General features: G+C 61.6%; 21 protein-coding genes and 1 other annotated feature. Of the genes, 13 read left to right on the top strand and 8 right to left on the bottom strand.

Translation table 11 applies throughout. From position 1 onward, the window contains the following. Nucleotides 1-227 precede the first annotated feature (227 nt). Genes alr through JQM68_RS10805 form a run of 3 tightly spaced genes read right to left on the bottom strand, consistent with a single transcriptional unit; the run spans nucleotide 228 to nucleotide 3,588 of the window. A complete protein-coding gene (alr, locus tag JQM68_RS10815) occupies nucleotides 228-1,394 on the bottom strand; it encodes an alanine racemase (RefSeq protein ID WP_235223017.1) in 1,167 nt (388 codons plus the stop codon). 27 nt (nucleotides 1,395-1,421) lie between these two features. Further along, the gene (locus JQM68_RS10810) at nucleotides 1,422-2,027 is read right to left on the bottom strand and encodes a hypothetical protein (protein ID WP_235223016.1); all 606 of its coding nucleotides are present in this window, start codon (nucleotides 2,025-2,027) and stop codon (nucleotides 1,422-1,424) included. 13 nt (nucleotides 2,028-2,040) lie between these two features. Beyond that, nucleotides 2,041-3,588, bottom strand: a complete 1,548-nt coding sequence (locus JQM68_RS10805) for an NAD(P)H-hydrate dehydratase (RefSeq protein WP_235223015.1) — start codon at nucleotides 3,586-3,588, stop codon at nucleotides 2,041-2,043. Between the two features lie 220 nt (nucleotides 3,589-3,808). Between JQM68_RS10805 and JQM68_RS10800 the strand changes: the two genes are divergently transcribed. The 9 genes from JQM68_RS10800 (at nucleotide 3,809) to JQM68_RS10760 (ending at nucleotide 15,462) form a co-directional block, all read left to right on the top strand. Further along, nucleotides 3,809-4,714, top strand: coding sequence for a helix-turn-helix domain-containing protein (locus tag JQM68_RS10800; RefSeq protein ID WP_235223014.1), 906 nt, complete (start codon nucleotides 3,809-3,811; stop codon nucleotides 4,712-4,714). A gap of 360 nt (nucleotides 4,715-5,074) precedes the next feature. Next, a complete protein-coding gene (gene pheS, locus JQM68_RS10795) occupies nucleotides 5,075-6,100 on the top strand; it encodes a phenylalanine--tRNA ligase subunit alpha (protein WP_235223013.1) in 1,026 nt (341 codons plus the stop codon). A 16-nt stretch (nucleotides 6,101-6,116) separates the two neighbouring features. Next, nucleotides 6,117-8,813, top strand: a complete 2,697-nt coding sequence (gene pheT, locus JQM68_RS10790) for a phenylalanine--tRNA ligase subunit beta (RefSeq protein WP_235223012.1) — start codon at nucleotides 6,117-6,119, stop codon at nucleotides 8,811-8,813. 133 nt (nucleotides 8,814-8,946) lie between these two features. Further along, entirely contained in the window at nucleotides 8,947-9,192 is a 246-nt protein-coding gene (locus JQM68_RS10785) for an IreB family regulatory phosphoprotein (RefSeq protein ID WP_235223011.1), read from the top strand. Between the two features lie 107 nt (nucleotides 9,193-9,299). Then, nucleotides 9,300-9,959: a vitamin B12 dependent-methionine synthase activation domain-containing protein gene (locus JQM68_RS10780; protein WP_235223010.1), complete on the top strand. Its 660-nt coding sequence runs from the start codon at nucleotides 9,300-9,302 to the stop codon at nucleotides 9,957-9,959. Beyond that, complete coding sequence (locus JQM68_RS10775) at nucleotides 9,949-12,315, top strand: homocysteine S-methyltransferase family protein (protein WP_328283732.1); 2,367 nt, start codon at nucleotides 9,949-9,951, stop codon at nucleotides 12,313-12,315. The genes JQM68_RS10780 and JQM68_RS10775 overlap by 11 nt, the downstream gene beginning before the upstream one ends. After that, nucleotides 12,315-14,072 (top strand): bifunctional homocysteine S-methyltransferase/methylenetetrahydrofolate reductase, encoded by a 1,758-nt coding sequence (locus tag JQM68_RS10770; protein WP_235223009.1) that lies wholly within the window; start codon nucleotides 12,315-12,317, stop codon nucleotides 14,070-14,072. Before JQM68_RS10775 ends, JQM68_RS10770 begins: the two co-directional genes overlap by 1 nt. Nucleotides 14,073-14,210: 138 nt before the next feature. After that, nucleotides 14,211-14,519: a hypothetical protein gene (locus JQM68_RS10765; RefSeq protein ID WP_235223008.1), complete on the top strand. Its 309-nt coding sequence runs from the start codon at nucleotides 14,211-14,213 to the stop codon at nucleotides 14,517-14,519. A 43-nt stretch (nucleotides 14,520-14,562) separates the two neighbouring features. Continuing rightward, the gene (locus JQM68_RS10760; protein ID WP_235223007.1) at nucleotides 14,563-15,462 is read left to right on the top strand and encodes a C40 family peptidase; all 900 of its coding nucleotides are present in this window, start codon (nucleotides 14,563-14,565) and stop codon (nucleotides 15,460-15,462) included. Nucleotides 15,463-15,504: 42 nt separating this feature from the next. Here the strand turns inward: JQM68_RS10760 and JQM68_RS10755 are convergent, their stop codons facing one another. Beyond that, a complete protein-coding gene (locus JQM68_RS10755) occupies nucleotides 15,505-16,146 on the bottom strand; it encodes a CatA-like O-acetyltransferase (RefSeq protein WP_235223006.1) in 642 nt (213 codons plus the stop codon). 144 nt (nucleotides 16,147-16,290) lie between these two features. Between JQM68_RS10755 and JQM68_RS10750 the strand changes: the two genes are divergently transcribed. Next, nucleotides 16,291-17,571: a methionine gamma-lyase family protein gene (locus JQM68_RS10750; RefSeq protein WP_235223005.1), complete on the top strand. Its 1,281-nt coding sequence runs from the start codon at nucleotides 16,291-16,293 to the stop codon at nucleotides 17,569-17,571. 30 nt (nucleotides 17,572-17,601) lie between these two features. Here JQM68_RS10750 and JQM68_RS10745 read toward each other — a convergent pair whose 3' ends face one another. After that, on the bottom strand, nucleotides 17,602-18,444 hold the full coding sequence (locus tag JQM68_RS10745; protein ID WP_235223004.1) for a DUF368 domain-containing protein: 843 nt from the start codon (nucleotides 18,442-18,444) through the stop codon (nucleotides 17,602-17,604). A gap of 212 nt (nucleotides 18,445-18,656) precedes the next feature. Beyond that, nucleotides 18,657-18,896: a binding site (T-box leader), on the top strand. 55 nt (nucleotides 18,897-18,951) lie between these two features. Between JQM68_RS10745 and JQM68_RS10740 the strand changes: the two genes are divergently transcribed. The 3 genes from JQM68_RS10740 to JQM68_RS10730 all read left to right on the top strand — a co-directional run bounded on the left by JQM68_RS10740 (nucleotide 18,952) and on the right by JQM68_RS10730 (nucleotide 21,654). Continuing rightward, entirely contained in the window at nucleotides 18,952-19,971 is a 1,020-nt protein-coding gene (locus JQM68_RS10740) for a methionine ABC transporter ATP-binding protein (protein WP_235223018.1), read from the top strand. Further along, a complete protein-coding gene (locus JQM68_RS10735) occupies nucleotides 19,964-20,707 on the top strand; it encodes a methionine ABC transporter permease (RefSeq protein WP_235223003.1) in 744 nt (247 codons plus the stop codon). Before JQM68_RS10740 ends, JQM68_RS10735 begins: the two co-directional genes overlap by 8 nt. Nucleotides 20,708-20,799: 92 nt before the next feature. After that, nucleotides 20,800-21,654 (top strand): MetQ/NlpA family ABC transporter substrate-binding protein, encoded by an 855-nt coding sequence (locus JQM68_RS10730; protein ID WP_235223002.1) that lies wholly within the window; start codon nucleotides 20,800-20,802, stop codon nucleotides 21,652-21,654. A 392-nt stretch (nucleotides 21,655-22,046) separates the two neighbouring features. On the opposite strand, the gene JQM68_RS10725 is transcribed toward JQM68_RS10730, so the two are convergent. From JQM68_RS10725 to JQM68_RS10715, 3 genes are read right to left on the bottom strand one after another with little or no spacing between them, the layout of a single operon-like run. Beyond that, entirely contained in the window at nucleotides 22,047-22,343 is a 297-nt protein-coding gene (locus JQM68_RS10725) for a hypothetical protein (protein ID WP_235223001.1), read from the bottom strand. 12 nt (nucleotides 22,344-22,355) lie between these two features. Then, nucleotides 22,356-23,723 (bottom strand): penicillin-binding transpeptidase domain-containing protein, encoded by a 1,368-nt coding sequence (locus JQM68_RS10720; protein WP_235223000.1) that lies wholly within the window; start codon nucleotides 23,721-23,723, stop codon nucleotides 22,356-22,358. Next, nucleotides 23,710-25,524 carry an FtsW/RodA/SpoVE family cell cycle protein gene (locus JQM68_RS10715; RefSeq protein ID WP_235222999.1) on the bottom strand — a complete coding sequence of 605 codons (1,815 nt, stop codon included), beginning with the start codon at nucleotides 25,522-25,524 and terminating at the stop codon, nucleotides 23,710-23,712. Before JQM68_RS10715 ends, JQM68_RS10720 begins: the two co-directional genes overlap by 14 nt. Nucleotides 25,525-25,582: the final 58 nt, after the last annotated feature.

Raw genomic sequence — 25,582 nt, 5'->3', positions numbered from 1 at the left:
GCATCCGCAGGCTGCGCTCCACAACCTCTCCGTTTTCCATGTACAGTCTCGGCACCCGCTTGCTGACGGCGCAGGTCAGACTCCCCACTGTGACCCGCTTCGCTTACGTCACAGCGGGGGCCCCTCGATCCTACTCAAATCGCCGGAAATGAATTCCGTCGATTTCAAGGTTTTGGCTCCGCCAAAACGCTTGTACGCCGCATTTGCGGCGGCGAACTGACCTGCTTTTACAGCATCCGCAGGCTGCGCTCCACAACCTCTCCGTTTTCCATGTACAGTCTCGGCACCCGCTTGCTGACGGCGCAGGTCAGTTCGTAGGGGATGGTCCCCAGCACCGCCGCCAGGTCGTCCACCCGCTGGCGCTGGCCGAACAGTTCCACCGCGTCGCCCACATGGACGTCCGGCAGATTGCTGAGATCCACCATGGTCATATCCATGCAGATGCGTCCCCGGATGGGCGCCGGACCATGGCTGGTCACCACCGCCGCCCGGTTGGAAAGGCCCCGGAAAAAGCCGTCGGCGTACCCGATGGGCAGCACGCCCACCCGGGTCTTTCCCGTGGTGTGGAACGTCCGGCCATAGCTGATGTCCGTATCCGGGTCAAAGACCTTAATGGTGGAAATGCAGGATTTCAAGGACATCACCGGCCGCAGGCCCAGCCGGGGCGCGTCAGCCCCCACGCCGTACAGGGCGATGCCGGGACGCACCATGTCCAGATACATCTCCGGGTAACGGGCCAGCGCGCCGCTGTTGGCACAATGGCGGATGGCAAAGCTCCGCCCCCGAGCCTCCAGAGCTTTCAAAACGTTCCTGAATACCTGAAACTGCTCCCAGGTATAGGCCTCGCTTGGCTCATCGTCCTCGTCCGCCGCGGAGAAATGGGTAAAAATGCCCTCCGCCTCCAGGTGGGGCAGGTCACAGGACCGGGCAATGGCTTCCACGCCGCCGTCAAAGTGGCCGTCCCGCACCAGGAACCCCAAGCGGCTCATGCCGGTATCCACCTTGATGTGGACCTTCAGCCGCCCGCCGCAGAGCGCGGCGGCAGCATCGTATTCCTCCGCCTTGGCCTGGGCCGAGACGGTCTGGGTAATGTTGTAGCGGATCAGCTCCGGCACCATCTCCGGCGGCGTGTGCCCTAAAATCAGGATGGGCGCCTGAATGTTTTCATGCCGCAGCTCCCGGGCCTCGTCCAGGCTGGACACCGCCAGGTAGTCGGTTCCCAAAGATTCCAGTTTCCGGGCCACCTGCACCGCGCCGTGGCCGTAGGCGTCGGCTTTCACCACTCCCAGGTATTTGACGCCGGGGCCGATGCGCTTCCGGGCCTGCCGGTAATTATGTGCCAGGGCGTCCAGGTCGATCTCCGCCCAGGTCCGCCGCAGGATCGTATCTTCCATACATGGGTCACCTTCTTGTTTACGGGGTCAAGCCCCCTGGTTGTCTATTGTATCATAAAAGGAAAAGGCCGTAAACTCCGCCGTCAAAATTATTTTTCCGTCCACGGAGACCTCCCCCCGCAGCGGTGTTCCATCGTCCTGCCGCAGCCAAACCGTGGAGACGATCTTTCCGTCCTGGGTGCCGCTCTGGTCCACGGAGATCCGCAGGCAGGGCACCTCATTCCAGGTCTCCTCATTTTCCTCCAGCAGCCAGCCGTCCCGCAGGGCGTTCATCAGCCGGGGCAGGCATGCCGCCGGACTGATCTCCTCCCGGCTGAGAGACCCGGCGTCCAGGGTTTTTCCCTGGTATTCCAGATACCAGTCCGTGTCCCGCAGGACGGCCTTTACCCCCGCGATGGTCTCCGGCGACAGCACCTCCACTGTGCTCTCTCCGCCGGGAACGTACTCACATTTCAGCTCCGCCGTCCACTCCGCCCCGTTCTGGTCACAGGTCACCGCGGCCTCCATGGAGCATCCGGTCATATCGTGGTAGCGGTCCCGCAGGTCCGCCGCGTCCTGTTCCTCTCCCGCACCGCCGCAGGCTGTCAGCAGCAGGCACAGGGCTATCATTGGTACGCACATCCATTTGCGCACCTGAGATCTCCTCCTATTTTCCAGAAGTCACTTCCAAAAACGCCCGGGGCAAATGGCCCACCACATTCTCCGGCGTCATACCGTAGGCCGTCAGCTCCTCCGCCGCCAGGTCGCCCGCCCGTCCGTGGAGCCACACACCGGCGGCCGCCGCCCGGATGGGCGAGGCTCCCTGGGCCAGCAAAGACGCGATGACGCCCGTCAGCACATCGCCGCTGCCGCCCTTGGCAAGGCCGGAATTGCCTGTGGTATTCACCAGGGCGTTCCCCTCCGGGCCGACGGTCACGGTGCGGTGGCCCTTCAGCACCAGGATGCAGCCGTGAGCAGCCGCAAAATTTCTGGCTGCCGCCAGCCGGTCCCCGCCGGACAGGTCTCCGCCAATACGGGCAAATTCCCCGTCGTGGGGCGTCAGAATGGTGACCCGTCCCCGGCGGGCGTCCAACACATCTATATGTCCCTCCAGGGCGTTTATGCCGTCTGCGTCCAGCACCACCGGTTTTTCCGTCTGACGCAGCAGGTCGCAGGCCAGCCGTGTCACCCGGTCGCTCCGGCCCAGGCCGGGGCCCAGGGCCAGCACATCGCAGATGTCCAGCTTCTCCAGGATTTGCTGTAAGGCTTTATCACTTAACAGTTCATTCTTCTCCGGCAGCGGGAACGGCATGGCGGAGACACACTTTTCGGCCTCCACCGCCCAGATGCTCTCCGGGACGCCCAGGTACACCAGCCCGCAGCCGCTCCGCACGGCGGCGGATGCCGTCAGGTACGGCGCGCCGGTATAGCCCACCGCGCCGCCGATAACCAGCAGCTTGCCGAAGTCCCCCTTGTGGCCGTCCAACTTCCGCCGCGGCAGAGCGTCCCGGACAAAGGCACTTTCCACGGTCTGGGCACGGCTGGTAATATACAGGTCCTTGGGAATACCGATGTCCCAAACCGTCACATCCCCGGACAGCAGAGCGCCGTCTCCAATGGCCTGACCGATTTTCTTATATGTAAAGGTAATTGTCTTGTCAGCTTTGACAGCGCAGCCCAATACCCGCCCGGTGTCTGTTTCCACGCCGCTGACGATATCCGCCGCCACCACCGCGCCGGGGCACTCGTTCATCAGCCGGATGGCCCGTCCAAAGCGGCTCTCCGGTGCGATTTCCCGGGACAATCCCACGCCGAAAACGGCGTCCACCAGCACATGGCTCCCTCTGGCCCAGGCGCTCTGGTTCAGATTCTCCGGGTCGTAGGGCTCCAGCTCCACACCGCATTCCGATAAACGCCGGGTCTCCTCCAGAGCGTCCGGGGTCAACTTTTCGTAGTTCCCCACCAGAAACGCCCGTACCCGCACGCCTGCAAGGAACAGCAACCGCGCGGCTGCAATGCCGTCTCCGCCGTTATTCCCCGCGCCGCAGAACACGCTCACCCGGCAGTGCTTTCCCGGGTGGCCCGGCAGCAGCCGCAATACCGCTTCAGCCACACCCTCCGCCGCCCGTTCCATCAGGTCGATGGAGGGGATGTGCCGCTCCTCGATGGCCTGCCTGTCCAGTTCCTTCATCTCCGCCGCCGTCGCCAGCTTCATTTCGGTATCCTCCCGCATCGTTTTTCCTCATTATAAAAAGAGTGGTGCGGTTTTTCAATCACTTCCTTTATTTTCCCTTCCCATCCCGCCGAAACCCTGATAAAATAAGGAATGCAACCGAAACTTGACGCCAAAATCTCCAAACGCAACACAAAATCGCTGGCGTTGCGGCCGGTGCTCCGGTATCATCAGGCCATCAAACACACAGGAGGTTTTCCCCATGGCTTTCTCTGACAACCTGCAATTCATCCGCACCCAGGGAGGCGTCACTCAGGAACAACTGGCTGAGCAGTTGAACGTCTCCCGCCAGTCCGTCAGCAAGTGGGAGAGCGGCGCCAGTTTCCCCGAAATGGACACACTGCTGCGTATCTGTGATCTCTACGATGTCAATATGGACACCCTGCTCCGGGGCAGCGTGGAGGAGAGCCGGGTCAGCGATACCGCCCGGTATAATGATTTCATGAATCGATTCTCTCTGCGGATGGCCCTGTCCATCTCCGCAATCATCGCAGGCGTGGCACTGATGATACTCCTCTGCGCATTCAACCCTTCTGACTCTTTCCGTATGCTGGCGGTTGCGCTGTTCATGTTGATCGTGACAATCTCCGTGGTGGTCATCGTGACCAGCGGCATCCAGTACGACAACTTCCGCAAAAAACACCCCGTCATCCAGGATTTCTATACCGAGGAAGAAAAAGACGCCTTCCACCAGAAATTCGTCTGGTACATCGCGGGCGGCGTAGGCGCCATTTTGTTCGGCGTGGTGCTGCTGATCGGTGTGTTCGCTTTTTTGCCGGAAAAAGAGCCGTATGAGTCCATTGCCGCCGCCGTCTTTATGCTGCTCATCGCCGGGGCTGTGTTCTCCTTCGTCTACGGCGGCATGCAGGAGGACAAATATAAGGTCTGGAAATACAACCGGGACAACAACCCCGACCCGGATGCCAAGCGCCGTCTGGATCTGGCAGGCGCTGTCAGCGGCGCCATCATGTTGACCGCCACCGCCATCTACGTGGGCCTGGGCTTCACCCGGAACACCTGGGGCACCGCCTGGTGGGTGTTCCCGGTGGGCGGTATTCTCTGTGGCGTGGTCCACATTGCCATGAATCCTTACAAGGGTGAGGATTGAGTTTGCTCCCCCATCCCGTCAAAATCCGGCGGGATGGGGATTTTTCTCTTGCATTTCATTATTTTATATGGTATAAGTGTTAGTTGTTATCAGCGATGAACGGGAAAATAACCGCGATACGCCGCCAAGAGAGGTCTGGTCACCGGCTGCGAGCCAGACTGCGGACGCCCGGTTTGGTTCGCCCGGGAGCCGCCGTGGAGACACGGCCGGATGCCCACCGTTATTGGGGCTTCAAGTGCGTGCCTCAGGGCGCGAATTTGGGTGGTACCGCGGAAGGAACAGCCTTTCGTCCCAAGATGGGACGGAGGGCTTTTTGTTTTGCCCTCTCATCAATCACATCCAAGTAAAGGAGTATCCGATATGAAAGAACAACTGGAAGCCATTCGCAAGGGTGCGCTGGAATCCATCGCCGGCACCCAGGCTGCCGCCGACCTGGAAGCCCTGCGGGTCAAGTACCTGGGCAAGAAGGGCGAGCTCACCGCCGTCTTAAAGCAGATGGGCGGATTGTCCGCCGAGCTGCGGCCCGTCATGGGCCAGATGGCCAACGAGGTCCGCGCCGCCGTGGAGAAGGCCATTGAGACGCAGTCCTCCATTCTGGCGGAGAAGGCCCTGGAGGCCAAGCTGGAGGCCGAGACCGTGGACGTGACCATCCCCGGCAAAAAGGTGGAGATCGGCCACAAGCACCCCATGTACACCGCGCTGGATGAATTCAAAGAAATTTTCATCAACATGGGCTTTGAGATCATGGACGGCCCGGAGATCGAGCAGGAGGACTACAACTTCACCAAGCTGAACACTCCCGACGACCACCCCGCCCGGGAGTGGTCCGACACCTTCTATCTCACCGAGGACTCCCGCATCCTGTTGCGGACCCAGACCTCTCCCATGCAGATCCGGGCCATGGAGGAGCACGGTGTGCCCATCCGCATGATCTCCCCCGGCCGTGTGTACCGCAAGGACGAGGTGGACGCCACCCACTCCCCCATGTTCCATCAGATCGAGGGCCTGGTGGTAGACAAGGGCGTCACCATGGCCGACCTGAAGGGCACGCTGAACGCCGTCATCCGGGAGATCTACGGTCCTGAGACAAAGACGCGGTTCCGTCCCCACCACTTCCCCTTCACCGAGCCCAGCTGCGAGGTGGATATCCAGTGCCACAAGTGCGGTGGCAAGGGCTGCCCCACCTGCAAGGGCGAGGGCTGGATCGAGGTCCTGGGCGCCGGCATGGTCCATCCCAAAGTGCTGCGCAACTGCGGCATCGACCCGGATGTGTACTCCGGCTTCGCTTTCGGCTTCGGTCTGGAGCGCATGGCTATGGGCCGGTTCAAGATCAGCGATCTGCGGCTGATCTTTGAGAACGATATTCGCTTCTTAGAGCAGTTCTAAAAGGAGGGGAAAAACGATGAAATTATCCCGTAAATGGCTGAATGAATTTGTGGACATCGGGCCTGTCAGCGACCGCGACTTCGCGGAGGCCATGACCCTCTCCGGCTCCAAGGTAGAGGTCACCGAGGTCCTGAACGAATCCCTGAAAAACGTGGTGGCCGGCCGCATCGTGAAGATGGAGAAGCACCCCGATTCCGACCACATGTGGATCTGCCAGCTGGACGTGGGCGGCGACGAACCCACCCAGATCGTCACCGGCGCCTGGAACATCCACGAAGGCGATCTGGTGCCCGTGGCCAAGCACAAGTCTCTGCTGCCCGGCGGCGTAAAAATCGAAAAGGGCAAGCTGCGGGGCGTGGTGTCCAACGGTATGCTGTGCTCCCTGAAGGAGCTGGGACTCACCGCCGAGCACGACTATCCCTACGCCGTCATCAAGCCCGCCGCCCTGCTGAACGACTACAAGCCCCTGGACCCGGCAAAGCCCTCCATCCCCGCCGACGTGCAGCCCGGCCATAAGATCTACGGCAAGGTCGTGGCCGCCCGGGTCACCGGCGTCACCTCTGACGACGGTTTCCTCTGGGCCTGCTCCCTGGACACCGGCAGCGGCATGGTGGCTGCTTCCACCGACTGCGCCAACATCCATGAGGGCGACATGGTGGCCTATGACACCGGCAAGAACCACGTCTGCACCCTGGAGGACCTCCGCGCCGACCAGAAGGAGTTCCCCCACTGCATCCCTGACGGCATCTGGGTGCTGCATGAAGACGGCGTGAAGCCCGGCGACGACATGGCTACCGTCATCGGCGCCGACGACCATGTGGTAGAGTTCGAGATCACCCCCAACCGTCCCGACTGCCTGAGCGTCATCGGTCTGGCCCGGGAAGCCAGCGCCACCTTCGGCAAGCCTTTGAAGCTGCACACCCCCGAGATCAAGGGCTGCGGCGGCGACATCTCTGAGCTGCTGGACATTGAGATTGAAGACCCGGACCTGTGCCCCCGGTACACCGCCCGTCTGGTGAAAAACGTTAAAATTCAGCCCTCTCCCGCCTGGATGCGGGAACGGCTGCGGAACTCCGGTGTCCGCCCCATCAACAACATCGTGGACATCACCAACTACGTGATGCTGGAGTACGGCCAGCCTATGCACGCCTTCGACTTCTCCTGCGTGGACGGCGGCAAGATCGTGGTCCGTACCGCCCGGGAGGGCGAGACCATCCAGACCCTGGACGGCAACGAGCGGAAGCTGACCTGCAACATGCTGTGCATCTGCGATGAGCACAAGCCCGTCTGCGTGGCCGGCGTCATGGGCGGCGCCAACAGCGAGATCATCGGCGACACCGCCATGGTCCTGTTCGAGTCCGCCAATTTCAACGGCGCCTCTATCCGCCGCACCGCCACCGCTCTGAACATGCGCACCGAGGCCTCCGCCCGCTACGAAAAGGGACTGGACCTTATGAACACCATGAAGGCCGTCCAGCGGGCCTGCGAGCTGGTGGAGCTGCTGGGCGCCGGCGAGGTGGTGGACGGCGTGATGGACGTCATCGCTAAGGACGCCTATCCCACCACCGTCAAGCTGGAGCCGGAGAAGGTCAACGCATTGCTTGGCACCAACGTCTCCGAGGAGGAGATGCGCCGCATCCTGCTGTCCCTGGACTTCGGTCTGGACGGCGACACCATTCTGGTGCCCTCCTGGCGCGGCGATGTGGAGCACTACTCCGACATTGCCGAGGAAGTGGCCCGGTTCTACGGCTACAACAACATCCCCGACACCCTGAACGCCGGCATGAACGAGCGGCGGGGCTTCTCCCCCGTCCAGAAGGCGGAGAACAAGCTGGGCGCCCTGTGCCGCAGCGTGGGCTACAACGAGATCATCACCTACTCCTTCATCAGTCCCACCTACTACGACAAGATCGACCTGCCCAAGGATTCTCCCCTGCGGAATTCCATGAAGATTCTGAATCCCCTGGGCGAGGATACCTCCATCATGCGCACCACCACTCTGCCCTCCATGCTGGAGATCCTGACCCGGAACTACAACTTCCGCAACAAGTCCGCCAAGCTCTACGAGCTGGGCCGCACCTACTTCGCCAAAAATGACGGCTCCGGCATGGCTGACGAGCCTAAGGTGCTCTCCATGGGCGCCTACGGCGAGGACATGGACTTCTTCACCCTCAAGGGTGCCGTGGAAACGGTGCTGGAGGGCCTGCGCATCACCGGCGTCCGCTACGAGGCGGAGCGGGAGAATCCCTCTTACCACCCCGGCCGCTGCGCCAAGGTGTACTGCGGCGACCGTCTGCTGGGCGTTCTGGGCCAGGTCCATCCCCATGTGGCCGCCAACTACGGCGTGGACTGCGAGCTGTACGCCGCCGAGCTGCGGTTCGACGCGCTGTATGCAAGCGTCGGCGCCGAGCCCATCTACCAGCCCCTGCCCAAGTTCCCCGCCGTCACCCGTGATATTGCTGTCGTCTGTGACAAGGCCGTCACCGTGGGTGCGCTGGAGGACTGCATCCGTCGGGGCGCCAAGGGATTGCTGAAGGACGTGTCCCTGTTCGACATCTATACCGGCGCAGGCATCCCCGCAGGCAAGAAGAGCGTGGCCTTCAGCCTGACCCTCCGCGCCGACGACCGCAACCTCACCGCCGAAGAAGCGGACGCGGATGTGAAGAGCATCCTGGACCTGCTGAAGTCTGAACTGGACGCCGTCCTGCGGTAAGTTCCGGCCGGTGAACGGCTTCAAGTAAAAATCTTTCGTAAATTTCCTTCGGAAACGCTTTACAGTTTTTCAAAAAGCGAGTATACTAGCCTTGTATCTGAAACCCCGGCAGAGAAAGAAAGGTGGTGTCTGTATGGACGACTTTACCCGTAAATTCAGCATTGCGATGGAAAAGGACGCGGAGATCCACCAAATCCTGACCACCGTCTATCAGGCATTGGAGGAGAAGGGCTATAACCCTATCAACCAGATCGTGGGCTATATCCTGTCCGAAGACCCCACCTATATCACGAACCACATGGGTGCCCGCACCCTCATCCGCAAAATCGACCGGGATGAGCTGCTGCAGGTGCTGGTGCGGCGGTATCTGGGGCAATAAACCGTGATGAAAATCCCGCGAGCGAAATGCTCGCGGGATTTTTTGTTGTCAAACGCTGTCAATTCCTATATAATATGTAGTAATTCTGAAGAAGGGAGGCCCCGCCTGTGCTGCCTGATATTGACGAAGCCCTGCGCTACCTTGGCGCGGGCCCTCACCCGCCGGAGGAGCTGCGGCGGCAGGCCGCCGCCGTGGCGGAGGAACTGGCCGCCCAGGTCCAGCCACGCTATACGTACAAGTTATTCCCCCTGGCGCGGGAGGAGGCCGGTTTCCGCCTCGTTGGAACGGAACTCCTGCTCTCCGGCCAAACCGCCGAACGAATGCTGGCCCAATGTGACCAAGCCGTCCTGCTGGCCTGTACTCTGGGGACCAAGTTTGATGCCATGGTGCGGTCCGCCCAGGTGCGCGACATGGCCCGGGCCGTCATTCTGGACGCCTGCGGCAGCGCCCTGGTGGAACAGGGCTGCGACGAGGCGGAGCGGGACATCGCCGCCCGGTTTCCAGGTCTCTATCTCACGGACCGCTTCTCTCCCGGCTACGGCGACCTGCCCCTTTCCCTACAGCCCGGCCTCTGCGCCGTTCTGGACGCCGAACGCCGGGTGGGAATCCACGTGACATCCAGCTTTCTGATGAACCCCGGCAAGTCCGTCACCGCCGTCATCGGCCTTGCGGAGAAGCCCCAGATGGCCCGCATCCGGGGCTGCGCCTGGTGTGTCATGCGAAATACCTGTACACTTCGCAAAGGAGGAAAATCCTGTGGCCTTTGATTTTTTCGACCCCACCCGGGAATTTTTGATTCTGGACGGCGCCATGGGCACCGTTTTGCAGCAGCGGGGCCTGCCCCCCGGCGGCCAGCCGGAGCTGCTGAATCTCACCGACCCCGCCCTGCTGCGGAGCGTCTATGAGGAATACATTCAGGCAGGCAGCCAGGTGGTCTACGCCAATACCTTCGGCGCCAACGGCCTGAAGCTGGCCCGGACGGGCCACAGTGTGGAGGAGATCGTCACCGCCGCTATCTCCGTCGCTAAGGAAGCTGCCGCCGGGACCGGCGTCCGGGTGGCGCTGGACATGGGCCCTCTGGGCGAGTTGCTGGAACCCATGGGCACCCTGACCTTCGAGCGGGCCTATGACCTGTTCCGGGAGATGGTCGTGGCCGGCGAGAAATCCGGAGCCGACCTAGTGGCCATTGAGACCATGACTGACCTGTACGAGACCAAGGCCGCCCTGTTGGCGGTGAAGGAGAACACCGCCCTTCCCGCTCTCGTCACCATGTCCTTCGAGAAGAGTGGCCGCACCTTTACCGGCTGCACCGTCTCCGCCATGGCCCGGACGCTGGAGGGATTGGGCGCCGACGCCATCGGTCTGAACTGCTCCCTGGGCCCGGACAAGCTGGCCCCCCTGCTGGCAGAGCTGTGCCGGAACACCCGGCTGCCGGTGGTGGCGAAGCCCAACGCGGGCCTGCCCGACCCGGTGGACGGCCACTACGACATGGGGCCGGAAGCCTTCGCCGCCGCGCTCCTGCCCTGCGTGGAGGCAGGCGTCACCATCGTAGGCGGCTGCTGCGGCACCTCCCCGGACTACATCCGCTGCCTGAAAGCGGCTCTGGCGGGAAAAGTCCCTGCTCCCCGCACCTATGACGATACCTGCTGCGTCTGCACCCCCGTCACCACCTGCCGTCTGGACGGCGTGCGGGTCATCGGCGAGCGGGTAAACCCTACCGGAAAAAAGCGGTTCCAGCAGGCGCTGCTGGAAAACGACCTGGACTACATTCTGGATGTCGCCATCCAGCAGGAGGACGCCGGAGCCGACATCCTGGACGTGAACGTGGGCTTCCCCGGCGTGGACGAGGTAGTCATGCTGCCACGGGTGGTGAAGCACCTGCAAAGCGCACTTTCCCTTCCTTTACAATTGGATTCCTCCAACCCCGCCGCTCTGGAGGCAGGCCTGCGGGTCTACAACGGCAAGGCGGCGGTGAATTCCGTCAACGGCGAGGCGGAAGTGCTGGACCGCATCCTGCCCATCGTGAAAAAATACGGCGCCGCCGTGGTGGGCCTGACCCTGGACAAGGGCGGCATCCCCCAGTCGGCGGAGCAGCGGGTGGCTATCGCCCGCCGCATCCTGGACGCGGCCCTGTCCTACGGCATCCCCAGGGAGGACGTCTGGATGGACTGCCTGACGCTGACGGTCTCCGCCCAGCAGGAGCAGGCGGTGGAAACGCTGAAAGCCGTCCACGCCGTGCGCCACGAATTGGGCCTGCAGACGGTGCTGGGCGTGTCCAATATCTCCTTCGGCCTGCCCAACCGCGCCCTTGTCACGGAAAACTTCCTGACTCAGGCCATGTACGCGGGCCTGACTTTACCCATCATCAACCCCAATCAGAAGGCCATGATGGACGCGGTGTCCGCCTTCCGGGTGCTCTCCGGCGAGGACGCCCAGTGCCAGGCCTACATCGCCCGCTTTGCCGACGAACCGGCCACTGCCGCCGCCCCTGCCGCCAGCGGCAGCATGACTCTGGAGGATGCCATCGTCCGGGGCCTCCAGGCGGACGCCGCCGCTCTTGCGAAAACCGCCCTGCAAAGCGAGGATGAATTGTCCCTTGTGGAAAACCGGCTCATCCCCGCCCTGGACCTGGTGGGCGAGCGGTATGAAAAAGGCAAAGCCTTCCTGCCCCAGCTCCTGGGCGCGGCCCAGGCAGCCCAGGCCGTATTCGAGGTCATCCGCACTTCCATCGCTCAAAAGGGCGGCACTCCCGTGAAAAAGGGCCGCCTCATCATCGCCACCGTCCAGGGGGACATCCACGACATCGGCAAGAACATCGTCCGCACCGTGCTGGAAAATTACGGCTACGAGGTGCTGGACCTGGGCCGGGACGTGCCGCCGGAGGTCATCGTTCAAACAGCGATCGAGCAGGACATCCACCTGGTGGGCCTGTCCGCCCTGATGACCACCACCCTTCCCGCCATGGAGGAGACCATCCGCCAGCTCCGGGCGCTGCCTCAGCCCCCCGTGACCTTCGTGGGCGGCGCGGTGGTGACGCCGGAATACGCCGCCCAGATGGGCGCCGATTACTATGCAAAAGACGCCCGCCAGTCGGTGGAGATCGCCAGAAAGGTCTTGGGATAATGGACATCAGAAGTAATTTGAAGCAGGGCCGTCCCCTGCTGTTCGACGGTGCCATGGGCACCTGGTTCGCCGCCCTGCCCGGCCGGGCGGAGGAGCGGTGTGAACAGGCGTGTCTGGACCATCCGGAGGAGGTCCGGGCCATCCACCATGCCTATCTGGAAGCCGGATGCCGGGCCGTCAAGACCAACACCTTCTCCGTGGGCGTTGACCTGGCACAGGGAAACGAGCGCTTGGCGCAGGACATCATCGGCGCCGCCTGCCGCCTGGCCCGGGAAGAAGCGGCAGCCTTCGACGCCTATGTATTCGCGGACCTGGGCCCCGCGCCCCAGGATGCCGCCCTTTCCCCCGGCGAGCTCTACTGCCGTCAGGCGGACTGGTTCCTGGACTGCGGTATCCGCCACTTTCTGGTGGAGACCCTGCCCTCGGATGACGGCATCCCGGAGCTTGCCCGCCATTTAAAGGCCCAGTGCCCGGAGGCGTACCTCATCGTCTCCTTCGCCGTGGCTCCCGGCGGCGTCACCCGGTACGGCGTCTCCGGCGATGAGCTGTACCGCCGGACCGCCGCGCTGCCCGAGGTGGACGCCGCGGGCTTCAACTGTGTCTCCGGCCCCCACCATCTGCTGGAATACATCCAAACGCTCTCTCCCCTGGAAAAGCCTCTCTCCGTCATGCCCAACGCCGGCTATCCCACGGTGCTTGGCCGCCGAACGGTCTACCACGGTGCGCCGGAATACTTCGGCCAGAAGCTGGCCCAAATCGTTCAGGCGGGCGCCGTCATTGTGGGCGGCTGCTGCGGCACTACCCCGGCCCATATCGCACAGGCGGCGAAGGCCCTGGAAGCTCCGGCTTCCCAAGCGGTTTCCGCCGTACCGGTCAAGACGGAGGAGCGCCGTTCCCCCTCCGTCAACACGCTGGCGGAGAAGCTGAACAGCGGAAAGCGGGTCATCGCCGTGGAGCTGGACCCACCGGCGGACGACAACATCACGCCCTTCCTGGAGGGCGTCCGGGTCCTGCGGGACGCCGGAGCCGATGCCATTACCATCGCGGACTGCCCCATCGGCCGCCCCCGGGCGGACAGCAGCCTGCTGGCCTGCAAGCTCCGTCGGGAGCTGGGCATGGAGCCCCTGCCCCACATGACCTGCCGGGACCGGAATCTGAACGCTACCAAAGCGCTGTTACTGGGGCTTTCCATGGAGGGCGTCCACAACGTCCTGCTGGTCACCGGCGATCCCATCCCCACGGAGGACCGGGACGAGGTCAAGAGCGTGTTCAATTTCAACTCCCGGAAGCTGGCCCGGTACGTCAGCGGCCTGAATGAACAGCTGACCACGCCCTTCCAGATTTTCGGTGCCCTGAATGTCAACGCCAAAAACTTTGATATGCAGCTGAAGATGGCACGGGAAAAGGAGGAAAACGGCGTGGCCGGATTCCTGACCCAGCCGGTGCTGTCCCGGGAGGCTCTGGACAACCTGAAACGGGCCAGAGAGACCCTGAACGGCAAAATTCTGGGCGGCATCTTCCCCGTCGTCAGCTACCGCAACGCCTGCTTCCTGAACAACGAAATCGCGGGAATGCGGGTGTGTGACGAGATCATCGAGCTGTATAAGGACAAGGACCGGGACGAAGCCGAGACCCTGGCCACCGCCATTTCCTCCCGTGTAGCTCACGAAATTGAGCCTTACACTGACGGTCTTTACGTGATGACGCCTTTCCGCCGGGTGGAGCTGATCGCCCGCATCATCCGCGAGATCCTATAAAAAAGAGTGAGTATCCCTTCGGATACTCACTCTTTTTTGTAGTGGTTACATTTACCACTTTTTCTTTCCGGTCCCAATGTTGACAAATCGGAAAAAATATGTTACAATTCGGTTACAATTTTTCAAGGGAGTGTTTCCATGGCAGAATCCAAGAGCGCAAAAACCGAAGGTTTGATCTATAAGGGCCATCCGCTCCGCCGGGTAGACAATCTGATCTACTACGGAACGATGGCTGAGAAATATATCATTATGATGCAGGTTCTGGACACCAAAAAGGAGCAGGATCTGGATGTTGCCACCAAGGTCTCCATCCAGCTCCAGCTGACGGATCCCGACCTGAAATCCCGTGACCGGGTGGTCAAAAAGAGCGAAAAGGACAGCCTGTACGCCGCGATGGACATCGCCGCCATTTGGCTGGAACGGGCGCTTGCCGGAAAGGAAAAGTAAGCCCGCCCCATACAAAAGACTTGACGAAAGGAAGCGTACACCCATGACACACTTCGTAAGCAAGGCAGCCAAGGTCCTTGTCATCTCCGCCGCGGCGACCATGCTGCTGGCGGGCTTTGCGATGGCTGCCGAGGAAGATATGGCTGTCGCCGTGGGCGCCACTACCGGCTCCTCCCTGCGCATGAGAGCCGAGGCCTCCACTTCTGCCTCTATCGTGACCACTCTGGACAAGGGCGTTGCCGTAGCCGTTCTGGACGATACGCTGGACGGCTGGTATAAGGTCGCTTTCAACGGCAGTACCGGCTTTGTCTCCGCCGATTACATGGTCATTGACCAGGACAATGTGTTTGAGTCCTACGGCCGCGTCAATGCGGATGGCGTAAATGTCCGCTCTGACGCCAGCACGGACAGCGAGGTTCTGGCCTCTGTCGATGCCGGCACCGTCGTTACCGTCAACGGCTTCGTGGACGGCTGGTACGACGTCACCTGCAAATATGGCACCGAGGGCTTTATCCGCAGCGATTTCCTGGATCTGACCACTTCTGATTCCTCTTCCTCCGCCAGCGGTATCGTGGCGACCGCCAAGCAGCATCTGGGCACCCGCTATGTTTACGGCGGCGCCTCCCCCAGCGGTTTTGACTGCTCCGGCTTCACCATGTATATCTACAAGCAGCACGGCTACTCTCTGCCCCACACCGCCACCGGCCAGTGGCAGAGCGGCATCGGCACCAAAGTGTACAGCATCGGCGCCCTGCAGCCCGGTGACCTGGTGTTCTTCAACGATCCCAGCCGCAACGCGGGCAAGGCCTGCTCCCATGCCGGTATTTATGTCGGCGGCGGTCAGTTTATCCACTCCTCTTCTTCCAAGAGCAACGGCGTCATCATCAGCGACCTGACCAGCGGCTATTACAACACCTACTTTGTGGGCGGCATCCACGTCTGATCCCTACATAAGCAAAGCGGCACGCTTCGGCGTGCCGCTTTTTTACGTTTTTTTCCCTGACGCAATGGCTGCCAGTTCCCGGTCCAGTGCCTCATAGAACCGGGCGATATGGATGCCGTCCACCAGGGCGTGGTGGGCCAGCAGCGTCACCGGCATCAAAACCTGCTCCCCCTGTCGGAAATACTTTCCCCAGGTAATACGGGGATTACTGTCCGCCGGGGCGGGCACGGGCTGTATGATGGACGTATAGCTGAGCCAGGGCACGCAGGAGACGAAGAAGAGGCTCTCGCTGTCCCCGTCGTCCAGACTGGGATGCTCCCTGGCCCGTTTCTGGGCCTCCGCCGCGTAAGTCAAAAAATCCTTCAGGGGTTTGTTGGTCTCCAGTTGACAATAGCAGTAAGCGCCGTTATCCAGCGCCACCGTATGGGAGGACGGACAATTTTCATACTCCACCACCTGCTCTCCCCGGATGCGCCGCCGCAGCTCCGGCACACTGTTGGCCGCCCGGACGACCGCGTAGAGGAATGTCAGGAAAAAATTACTGTGGCCCGCCTTGGTCCACTCCATCAGGGCTGTGACATCCACGTTCACGGTCACGCCCACGTATGGATTCGCCAGGGAGCGGAAATAAGCGTACTGATCCCTTCTGGGGTCTTGCTCCATATCAATGATGCGGAAGTCCATTTTCTTTCTCCCATTCCCGTTTTCTCCATTGTAGTGTTTTTTCCCTGTGATTGCAAGATTTCCGGGGAGTTTTGCTTGCTATTTCCTCCCTCTCCTGCTATAATCAGCACTTGTGCGAGAAATACGTGAAAAAGGATGGAAACCATGGAAATCGAGAACATGTACGAACAGCTTGGCGTCAGCCGGGCTGTGTATGAATACGGGGAAACGGTGCTGGAAAGCCTGCGTTCCCGGTTTGAGGCCATCGACCAGACGGCGGAGTACAACCAGTGCAAGGTTCTGGCCGCCATGCAGAAAAACCGGGTCAACGCCACTCATTTCGCCGCTACCACCGGCTACGGCTACGATGACGAGGGACGGGACAACCTGGAGCGGGTCTACGCCGACGTGTTCCACACCGAGGCCGCCCTGGTTCGACCCCAGATCACCTGCGGCACCCACGCCCTGACGGTGGCCCTGTCCGCCAACCTGCTGCCCGGCGACGAGCTGCTCTCTCCCGTGGGCGCGCCCTACGATACCCTGGAGGAGGTCATCGGCATCCGGGAGAGCAAGTGCTCCCTGAAAGAATACGGCGTGACCTATGCCCAGGCCGATTTAAAGCCCGACGGCTCCTTTGACTACGACGCCATCCGGGAGAAGATCAACGACCGCACCAAGCTCATCACCATCCAACGGTCCAAAGGCTACGCCACCCGGCCCAGTTTCTCCGTGGAGCAGATCGGTGAGCTGATCGCCTTCTGCAAGTCCGTGAAGCCGGATGTGAAGGTCATGGTGGACAACTGCTACGGCGAGTTTGTGGAGCGCATCGAGCCCTCCGACCTGGGCGCCGACATGGTGGTCGGCAGCCTTATCAAGAACCCCGGCGGCGGCCTTGCCCCCATCGGCGGCTACATCTGCGGCACCAAGGAGTGCGTGGAGCGCTGCGCCTACCGCCTCTCCGCCCCTGGTCTGGGTCAGGAGGTCGGCGCCAACCTGGGGTTGATGCCCTCCTTCTATCAGGGCCTGTTCCTTTCTCCCACGGTGGTGTCCGGCGCGCTGAAAGGCGCCATTTTTGCCGCCAACATCTATGAAAAGCTGGGATTTGCTTGTGTCCCCAACGCCACGGAGAGCCGCCACGACATCATCCAGGCCGTCACTTTGGGCAGCCGGGAGGCTATGGTGGCCTTCTGCAAGGGCATTCAGTCCGCCGCGCCGGTGGACAGCTACGTCACCCCGGAGCCCTGGGCCATGCCCGGCTATGACAGTGACGTCATCATGGCGGCGGGCGCTTTCGTCCAGGGCAGCAGCATTGAGTTGTCCGCCGACGGCCCCATCCGGGAGCCCTACGCCGTCTATTTCCAGGGCGGCCTGACCTGGTACCACGCCAAGCTGGGCATCCTGATGAGCCTGCAGAAGCTGGTGGAGGCCGGTATCGTGAAGCTGTAACAAAAAAGGACGCTCTTTTGAGCGTCCTTTTTACGTTCCCTGGATCCGTTTATCCAGCCGGGCCAGGAAATAGGCCAGCAGAAAACCGCCCACGCAGCACACAGCCGACAGAGCCATCTCTCCCGCTCCCGTATATTCCGTGGGGATGATGACCAGGGTGGAGGCCAGCACGATACCCAAAATCCCGTGGAACGCCACAGAGTAGTGGCGGTGGAAAAACCAGCTCACCATCCGGGCCAGCAATATCACCGACAGCGCCAGCCCCGGCAGACAGGCGGACAGCACCAGCAGGTCCAGCCGGGCCAGGCCCTCCAGCATAGGCTGGTACAGCCCCAGAGCCATCATCACCGAGGAGGAGGTCATGCCGGGGATGACGATGCTCACCCCCCACAGCACGCCGCAGAAGTTATACCACCAGAAATTCGGTTTCACCGTGACGCACAGGATACGGCTGACATAGAACAGTCCGGCAAAGATCGCGGCGGCGCACAGCAGCAGGCTGGTCCAGGAGGCGGCGGAGCGCCCCTCTTTCCCGGCCTCCCGGAACAGTGACGGCACGGTGCCCACGATCAGGCCGATAAACAGCCAGATCGTCACGGTATCAGACAGGTTCATCGCCGTGGCGATGCCCTTCGCAAAGCCCAGGAAACCCGCGCACCAGCCCAGAGCAATGGGCGGGAACCACTTCCAATACTTAGGAATGGCTGTCCAGGGCCGGGTCAGCACCTCCATGAAGGGGCGGTAAATGTCGAACACCACCGCCAGCACGCCGCCGGAGACCCCCGGCAGGATGGCCCCGGCGCCGATCAGAAAGCCGCACAGCAGGTCCCGCAGCCAGCGGATCACCGCGTTCTGCGCATAAGGTCTCGCCACAGCCACCCTCCTCTCTTTTTCTGCCCAACATAATAGCAGTTTTACCGCCGCCTTTCAATCCGATACCGCCCTATCCGTCAGAATTTTTTACCACCTTGTCAATTCTGCCAGTTTTCCGGGATTCCCTTTTTATCTTTCTGTCCATTTCGCCCGTTGACAGCAAAACCGATAGCATGTAAACTATGGAACAGATAACAGGACAATTCCATACCGCAAAGACGATGAAGAGAAGAGTAAGCAGGCAGATACGCCGCAGAGAGCCCCGGTTGGTGGAAAGGGGTACGGAAGGGCTTGCCGAACATGGTCTCGGAGTTGCGTGGCCGACCGCGGATGCATAGGTCACGACGTGAGCGCACGTCACAGCGCAGGAGTGTGTTGGCACTCTCAAAGGCCGCTTTCGTGAGAAAGTGTGCGAACCAAGGTGGTACCACGGCAAATCTGTCGTCCTTGATGCATGGCATCAAGGACTTTTTTGTTGCAACAAAATACAGATAAAGGAGATTCGATATTGTGAGCGAATCCATCATCCAGATCCAGCATCTGACCAAGACCTTCGGCGAGGGCGACACCGCCGTCCACGCCCTTGAGGACATCAATCTGGACATCAAGCAGGGTGAGATCTTCGGCATCATCGGCCTTTCCGGTGCGGGCAAGTCCACGCTGGTCCGGTGTATCAACCTGCTGGAGCGCCCCACCTCCGGCACCGTCATCGTGGACGGCAAGGAGATGACGGCCCTCTCCGAAAAGGAGCTGCGGCTGGCCCGCCGTGATGTCACCATGATTTTCCAGAGCTTTAACCTGCTGATGCAGCGCACCTGTCTGAAAAACGTCTGCTTCCCCATGGAGCTTTGCGGCATCCCCGCTGCCCAGGCGAAAAAGCGGGCGGTAGAACTGCTGGAGATCGTGGGCCTGCGTGACAAGGCCGACGCCTATCCCTCCCAGCTCTCCGGCGGCCAGAAGCAGCGGGTGGCCATCGCCCGCGCCCTGGCAACGGACCCCAAGGTGCTCCTCTGTGACGAGGCCACCTCCGCGCTGGACCCCACCACCACCGCTTCCATTCTGGCCCTGCTGAAAGACCTGAACGCCAAGCTGGGCGTGACGGTGGTGGTCATCACCCACCAGATGAGCGTCATTGAGGAAATTTGCTCCCGTGTCGCCATTCTGGATGGCGGCGTGGTGGCGGAGCAGGGCGATGTGGAAGACATCTTCTCCCATCCCTCCACCGACGCGGCCCGCCGCCTGGTGTATCCCGGCGGCGTCAGCGTGGCCCAGTATCCCGCCGGGACCCACGCCGTCCGCGTGGCATTCAACGGCGGCACGGCCTATCAGCCCCTCATCGCATCTCTTGCCATCGACCTGGGCGTCAAGGTAAATATTCTGGGCGCAGACACCCGCAACATCGACGGCAAGGCCTTCGGCACCATGCTGCTGGGGCTGCCGGACGACCCCAACGAGGCCGCCAAAGCCCTGAGCTACATCCGTTCCCAGCCCAACGTTTCCGCGGAGGAGGTGGAATACCATGGCTGATCTTCTGACTGCTGAATTTTGGACCAAATACGGTCCCCTGCTGCTGGACGGCACCGTTGACACCCTGGTCATGACCGGCATCTCCACGGTGTTCGCCTACCTGCTGGGCCTGCCCCTGGGCGTTGCCCTGATCCTGACCCAGCCCCACGGCATCCGCCCCAACAACGTCATCTACAAGGTTTTGGGCTGGATCATCAACGTGGGACGGTCCCTCCCCTTCATCATTTTGATGGTCGCCATCATGGATTTCACAAAGCTCATCGTGGGCACCAAGATCGGCGTCCGGGGCGCCATCGTTCCCCTGGTGGTCTCGGCGGCCCCCTTCATCGCCCGTATGGTGGAGACCTCCCTGTCGGAGGTGGACGCCGGCGTGGTGGAGGCAGCCCAGTCCATGGGCGCGTCCACGTTCCAGATCGTCTGGAAGGTCTACCTGCCGGAGTCGAAGCCCTCTCTGGTACTGGGCGGCGCCATCTCCATCGTGACCATCCTGGCCTACACCGCCATCGCCGGCGCCATCGGCGCGGGCGGCCTGGGCGACCTGGCTATCCGCTACGGCTATCAGCGCCGCTATCCCCCTATGCTGCTGGTAACGGTCATCTTCCTGATCGTCCTGGTGCAGCTCATTCAATCCGTTTTCAGCCATGTGTCGGCCCGCATCGACAAGCGCCTGGACAGCGGACACAAGAAGGGCTTTGGGCCTCTGGAAATGCTGGCCCGCTTCACCCACACCAAATAAACGTCCATTTCATCGGTTTCACCGCCTGTCCCTGGAATTCCGGACAGCCGTTTGAAATAAAAAATCCCAAAAAGTATTGGAGGAAAAGAACAATGAAAAAACTGCTGACTCTGGCACTGGCCCTGGTGCTGTGCCTGTCCCTGGCCGCCTGCGGCGGCTCCAAGGAGACCCCTGCCCCCGCGGAGAAGCCCGCTGAGACCGAAGCCCCCGCTGAGACTCCCGCGGAACCCACCGTGCTGAACGTTGCCGCTTCCGCCACTCCCCACGCTGAGATCCTGGAGGAGTGCGTACCCATCCTGGCCGAGCAGGGCATCGACCTGCAGATCCATGTCTACGGCGACTATGTGGTCCCCAACACCGCCGTGGAGGAGGGTGCTGAGGATGCCAACTACTTCCAGCATGTCCCCTATCTGGACAACTTCAACGCTGAAAACGGCACCCACCTGGTGAGCGTGGCCGGCGTCCACATCGAACCCATGGGCATCTACGCCGGCAAGACCGCCTCTCTGGAGGAGCTGGCTGACGGCGCTACCGTGGCTGTCCCCAACGACGTGACCAACGAGGCCCGCGCCCTGCTGCTGCTGGAGGCCCAGGGTCTCATCAAGCTCAGCGATGACGCCGGTCTGGACGCCACCCCCAACGACATTGTTGAGAATCCCAAGAACCTGACCTTCACCGAGCTGGAGGCCGCCATGGTCCCCAACGCCCTGACTGAAGTGGACATCGCCGTCATCAACGTCAACTACGCGCTGGAAGCCGGCTTCAACCCCGTGGAGGACGCTCTGGCCATCGAGGATGCTGACTCTCCCTACGTGAACATTCTGGTGGTCAAGGAAGGCAATGAGAACAACGCCGCTGTTCAGGCTCTGGTGGAAGCTCTGCACTCCGATACCGTCCGCGACTTCATCCTGGAGAAGTACGACGGCGCTGTGGTGCCCGCATTCTAAATCCAAGGGGGATTGCATCCCCCTTAGACGCCAAAAAGAGAGAGGAGCCCGATGGCTCCTCTCTCTTTTTGGCTGAACCCCCCACCAGTGACATCGGTCACTGGCGAACGCCGCCCTTGGATAGCCGTTGGCGCTTTAGCGCCTTACGGATATCGCATACCCCTTGCGGATAAAGGCGGCTGAGTCAATGTGTTTTTGTCAGGCACATGTCCTGACAAAAAATTTGTCGTTTCTCTGTGGCATTTCTGGAAAGAGCGTGTTAAAATGGGAGCGCTGCCCCCCGGGAGCGGGCAAATTCAGGTCCAACGTGGGGCTTGCGCTATGACCCGCGCACTGGGAAAGACGTATGAGATTCCAATGAAAAAGCCACGCCGTAAGGCGTGGCTTTCTTTTTACAGGCCCAATCTCTGCCGGATGGTCAGCACCGCGCAGGCGCCCAGCAGCAGGGCCAGCGCTCCGGTGCCCCAGAGGAGATTATAGCTGACAGTCTCTTTATCCTTTTTCCGCACCACGGCGGCAGACAGAAATGTCCATACAGCGATCAGGCCAAACACACAGCAGACGCTGCCTGCCGTTGTCTCCCAGCCAAGTGCTTTTGCAGCCAGGTACAGAAGGAAGCCCACGCCGGAAACGATCGCCCCTCCGTTGAGCTGCTTCTCTGTCCGCAGCAGCAGTCCCTTTTTCTTCATTTCTATTTCTCCTTAATATCCGTTTACCATGATGTCCAGCACCTTGCCCGCCACCGTGCCTGCCACGGAGCTGCCGCCGCCGCCGTTTTCCACCAGCACCACAAAGGCGTAAGGCGCGTCCTCGTTCCGCAGGAAGCCCGCGAACCAGGCGTGGGGCGTCTGCCCCTCTCCCACTTCGGCGGTGCCGGATTTGGCGCAGATGTCCATATTGGGAAAGCGGTTGGTGCCGTATGTCTTTTCCACATTGGCCGCCATCATGTCCGCCAGCTTCTTCGCCGTACCGGAAGCGGCCAGCGTCCCGGTCTTCGTGGTGATATGGGGCAGCGACGGGATCCCCAGGGCAGAAACCGTCTTTTGAATCAGGTAGGGCTTTGCCGCCTTGCCGCCGTTTGCCACGGCGCCCATATAGACCATCAGGGAGCAGGGATTCACCTGATCCTTGTACTGGCCTACGCCGGCCCAGCCAAGCTGTCCGGCGGTAATGTCCGTCCAGTGAAAAGTGCCCTTGGCAGTAGGCAGGCCGTCAATGGAATAGCTGTCCGTCAGCCCCGCCTTTTCCGTATATTTTTTCATCGTGTCCGCGCCCAGCTCCTCCGCGATCTGCGCGAACGCCACGTTGCAGCTGTTGGCGAAGGCGTCGCCGATGTGCTGCTCCCCGTGGGTGCCGGAGCAGATAATAGTCTCGTCCCCGATCTGGACGCTGCCCGTGCAGGTCCAGGTGCGGTCCTCTATATCCGGGATCTGCTCCAGCGCCGCCGTCAGCGTCACAGTTTTGTAGACGGAGCCGGGGGTGAATGTGGAGGACAAGAAGCGGTTCAGGTAGGCGCCCTTGTAGCGGTCGTTGGTCTCAATGTCCTTGGGCACGTTCAGCGGGTCATAGCTTGGGGCGGAGACCATGCATAAGATTTCCCCGGTCTTATAGTTGTACACCGCCACGGTGCCCGCGTGGCCGTTCAGCGCCTGATATGCCTCGTAATTGTACCGGGCGTCGATGGTCATGTACAGCTCCGAGCCCTGGTCGGCGCCGAAGGCGCCGTTCAGGAGGTCATAGCCTGTCAGCTTGTCGGCAAAGGCGTTCAGCGCCCCGGTGCCAATGTTGCCCTGAAGGTCGCCCACAGCGTGGAGCGTGGCCTTGCGGACCGTCTCGTTGTTGTAGTAGGTGCGCTTCCCGTTTTCTCCGGCGGACAGCACATCGCCGTCCCTGTCCAGCACGCTACCCACCACCAACTGGCCGCTGGTGTCGTAGAGATGGCGGTTAAAGGGCGAGGAGGCCCAATCGCCGCCGCTGAGCAGGTACTTGACCAGGAACACGGTCAAGCCCGCCGCCAGCAGCAGCGCCAGGATGCCGCAGACCACGGCGCGGCGTTCAATCTTCTTCATGGCGCGCCTCCTCTCCAAAGGGGTCTCCCACAGGCTCCGCCCGCCGGCGAGCGTCCTCCGTCAGCTTTCGCCCCGGACTGCGCCGGATGGCGAAGCTGGCGTTCTCCCGGGTGTCCATGGCCTTCAAAAACGCCAGCAGACCCCAGGCGGACATCATGGCGGAGCCGCCGTTGGAGACAAAGGGGAAGGTCACGCCGGTGAGGGGCAGCAGGTCCACGGAGCCAAACACGTTCAGACTGGTTTGGAACACCAGCAGAGAGCCCGCGGCGCAGGCGGCGATGATGTAGTAGCTGGAGCGCCCCGTCCGGCAGGCCCGGACGGCAAAAAACGCCAGCGTAATGATGCTCACCACCGTCAGCACGGCAATGAGCAGCCCCCACTCCTCGCACAGCATTCCGAACACCAAATCGGTATCCGCCGCCGGGACCCGGTGGAGCCAGCCCTTCCCCGCGCCCATACCCAGCAGGCCGCCGGAGGCGGCGGCGGACATGGTGCGGGTCTGCTGGTAGCCGGTGGTGGAGGCAGCTTCCCAGGCATGGCCCCAGGAAGCAAAGCGGTTGAGGATGTAAGGCTTGAATTTCAGAATAATGCCTGCCCCGAATACCGCGCCGCCGCAGATCAGGGACAGCGTGGCAAAGTCGCCGGAGCGGAGATAGGCGATGACCAGGAAGGTCACAAAGAAGATCGCGGCGGTGCCGAAGTCGCTCATCAGGCCCAGGCAGCCGATGCATACGCCGGTCAAAGCGATGAACAGCGTGATGTTCCGCTTGTGGAACAGCCGCTCCAGCGTGGCGGAACCGGCAAAGATATAGCAGATTTTTGCGATTTCCGAGGGCTGGAAGGACAGCGGGCCGATGGAGATCCAGTTGACGGCGCCGTATTTGGAATTGCCGATGAGCAGGGTGATACCCAGCAGGCCAATGGCCGCCGCAGCCATGAGCCAGCGGGTCTTACGCACCCGCTCTAAGTCCCGCAGGAACAGGCCCAGCACCAAAAACAGTCCCAGTCCCAGGAAAATCGCCATAAACTGCTTGAATAAGCTCCCCGGCGCGCTGGAGGCCGTCACCGCAAGGGACAGCGTGGACAGGAAAAAGGCGATGGTCTCCATCTCGAAGCCCACGCAGCGGGTGCACCGCAGTACGGCAAAATACAGCCACATCAATATCGTCAGCCCCAGAAACGCCAGCGGCAGCATCACGGTGGCCTCCGTTCCGGCGGCGGCGATGAGCTGCAAACAGGTCAATACCTGAAATACCGTGAGCCACAAAAAAGAGGGCCACATGGCGGCGGGCCGCTCCGCCCGGCGCTGTTCCTCCAGCGCCTCCCGCTCCGCCACGGTCTGGGGCAGGAACACCAGCGGCACGCCGCCCAAGGTAATGGTGTCGCCCATCTTCACGGAAACCGGGGCTTCCACGGCCTTGCCGTTGACCAGCGTGCCGCCCTTGGAGCCCAGGTCATAGATGGTCCAGCCGCCGTCATCCCCCCGGCAAAGCGCCGCGTGCTGGCGGGAAATGCTGGGGTAGTTCAAAAACACGTCGCAGCTTTTTCCCCGGCCCAGAATATTTTCCCAGTGGGTCAGCAGGATCGGCGCGCCGTTGGGCAGGCTCAGCTGTCCCCAGGTCTCCGGCGTGTGGGGGATCTTCAGCAGGGAGCGCACCGCCCGGTACAGGATCAGAATTGCCAGCACCGGGAACAGAAACCGCACAAAGGCCGTGTACCACTCCACCGCCAGCGGATAATCCTCCAGAAAGGATGTCAGTCCATCCAGCGTTGCCTGGAACGCCGCCAGACAGTTTTCCATGGGGCACACCTCCCTTTCGCTCTTGAAATACGAATGATTATAGCAGTTTTTCCTCATC

Origin of the sequence: Oscillibacter valericigenes, from assembly GCF_021531435.1 — a bacterium.
GTDB lineage: Bacteria > Bacillota > Clostridia > Oscillospirales > Oscillospiraceae > Oscillibacter > Oscillibacter valericigenes_B.
This window is presented reverse-complemented; position numbering and strand designations above follow the sequence as displayed.

What these genes read in the sequence shown, in the direction of transcription:
- alr (WP_235223017.1), bottom strand. Translation starts at nt 1,394, where the DNA reads ATGGAAGATACGATCCTGCGGCGGACCTGGGCGGAGATCGACCTGGAC.
- JQM68_RS10805 (WP_235223015.1), bottom strand. Translation starts at nt 3,588, where the DNA reads ATGAAGCTGGCGACGGCGGCGGAGATGAAGGAACTGGACAGGCAGGCC.
- JQM68_RS10800 (WP_235223014.1), top strand. Translation starts at nt 3,809, where the DNA reads ATGGCTTTCTCTGACAACCTGCAATTCATCCGCACCCAGGGAGGCGTC.
- pheS (WP_235223013.1), top strand. Translation starts at nt 5,075, where the DNA reads ATGAAAGAACAACTGGAAGCCATTCGCAAGGGTGCGCTGGAATCCATC.
- pheT (WP_235223012.1), top strand. Translation starts at nt 6,117, where the DNA reads ATGAAATTATCCCGTAAATGGCTGAATGAATTTGTGGACATCGGGCCT.
- JQM68_RS10785 (WP_235223011.1), top strand. Translation starts at nt 8,947, where the DNA reads ATGGACGACTTTACCCGTAAATTCAGCATTGCGATGGAAAAGGACGCG.
- JQM68_RS10770 (WP_235223009.1), top strand. Translation starts at nt 12,315, where the DNA reads ATGGACATCAGAAGTAATTTGAAGCAGGGCCGTCCCCTGCTGTTCGAC.
- JQM68_RS10765 (WP_235223008.1), top strand. Translation starts at nt 14,211, where the DNA reads ATGGCAGAATCCAAGAGCGCAAAAACCGAAGGTTTGATCTATAAGGGC.
- JQM68_RS10760 (WP_235223007.1), top strand. Translation starts at nt 14,563, where the DNA reads ATGACACACTTCGTAAGCAAGGCAGCCAAGGTCCTTGTCATCTCCGCC.
- JQM68_RS10755 (WP_235223006.1), bottom strand. Translation starts at nt 16,146, where the DNA reads ATGGACTTCCGCATCATTGATATGGAGCAAGACCCCAGAAGGGATCAG.
- JQM68_RS10750 (WP_235223005.1), top strand. Translation starts at nt 16,291, where the DNA reads ATGGAAATCGAGAACATGTACGAACAGCTTGGCGTCAGCCGGGCTGTG.
- JQM68_RS10735 (WP_235223003.1), top strand. Translation starts at nt 19,964, where the DNA reads ATGGCTGATCTTCTGACTGCTGAATTTTGGACCAAATACGGTCCCCTG.
- JQM68_RS10730 (WP_235223002.1), top strand. Translation starts at nt 20,800, where the DNA reads ATGAAAAAACTGCTGACTCTGGCACTGGCCCTGGTGCTGTGCCTGTCC.
- JQM68_RS10725 (WP_235223001.1), bottom strand. Translation starts at nt 22,343, where the DNA reads ATGAAGAAAAAGGGACTGCTGCTGCGGACAGAGAAGCAGCTCAACGGA.
- JQM68_RS10720 (WP_235223000.1), bottom strand. Translation starts at nt 23,723, where the DNA reads ATGAAGAAGATTGAACGCCGCGCCGTGGTCTGCGGCATCCTGGCGCTG.
- JQM68_RS10715 (WP_235222999.1), bottom strand. Translation starts at nt 25,524, where the DNA reads ATGGAAAACTGTCTGGCGGCGTTCCAGGCAACGCTGGATGGACTGACA.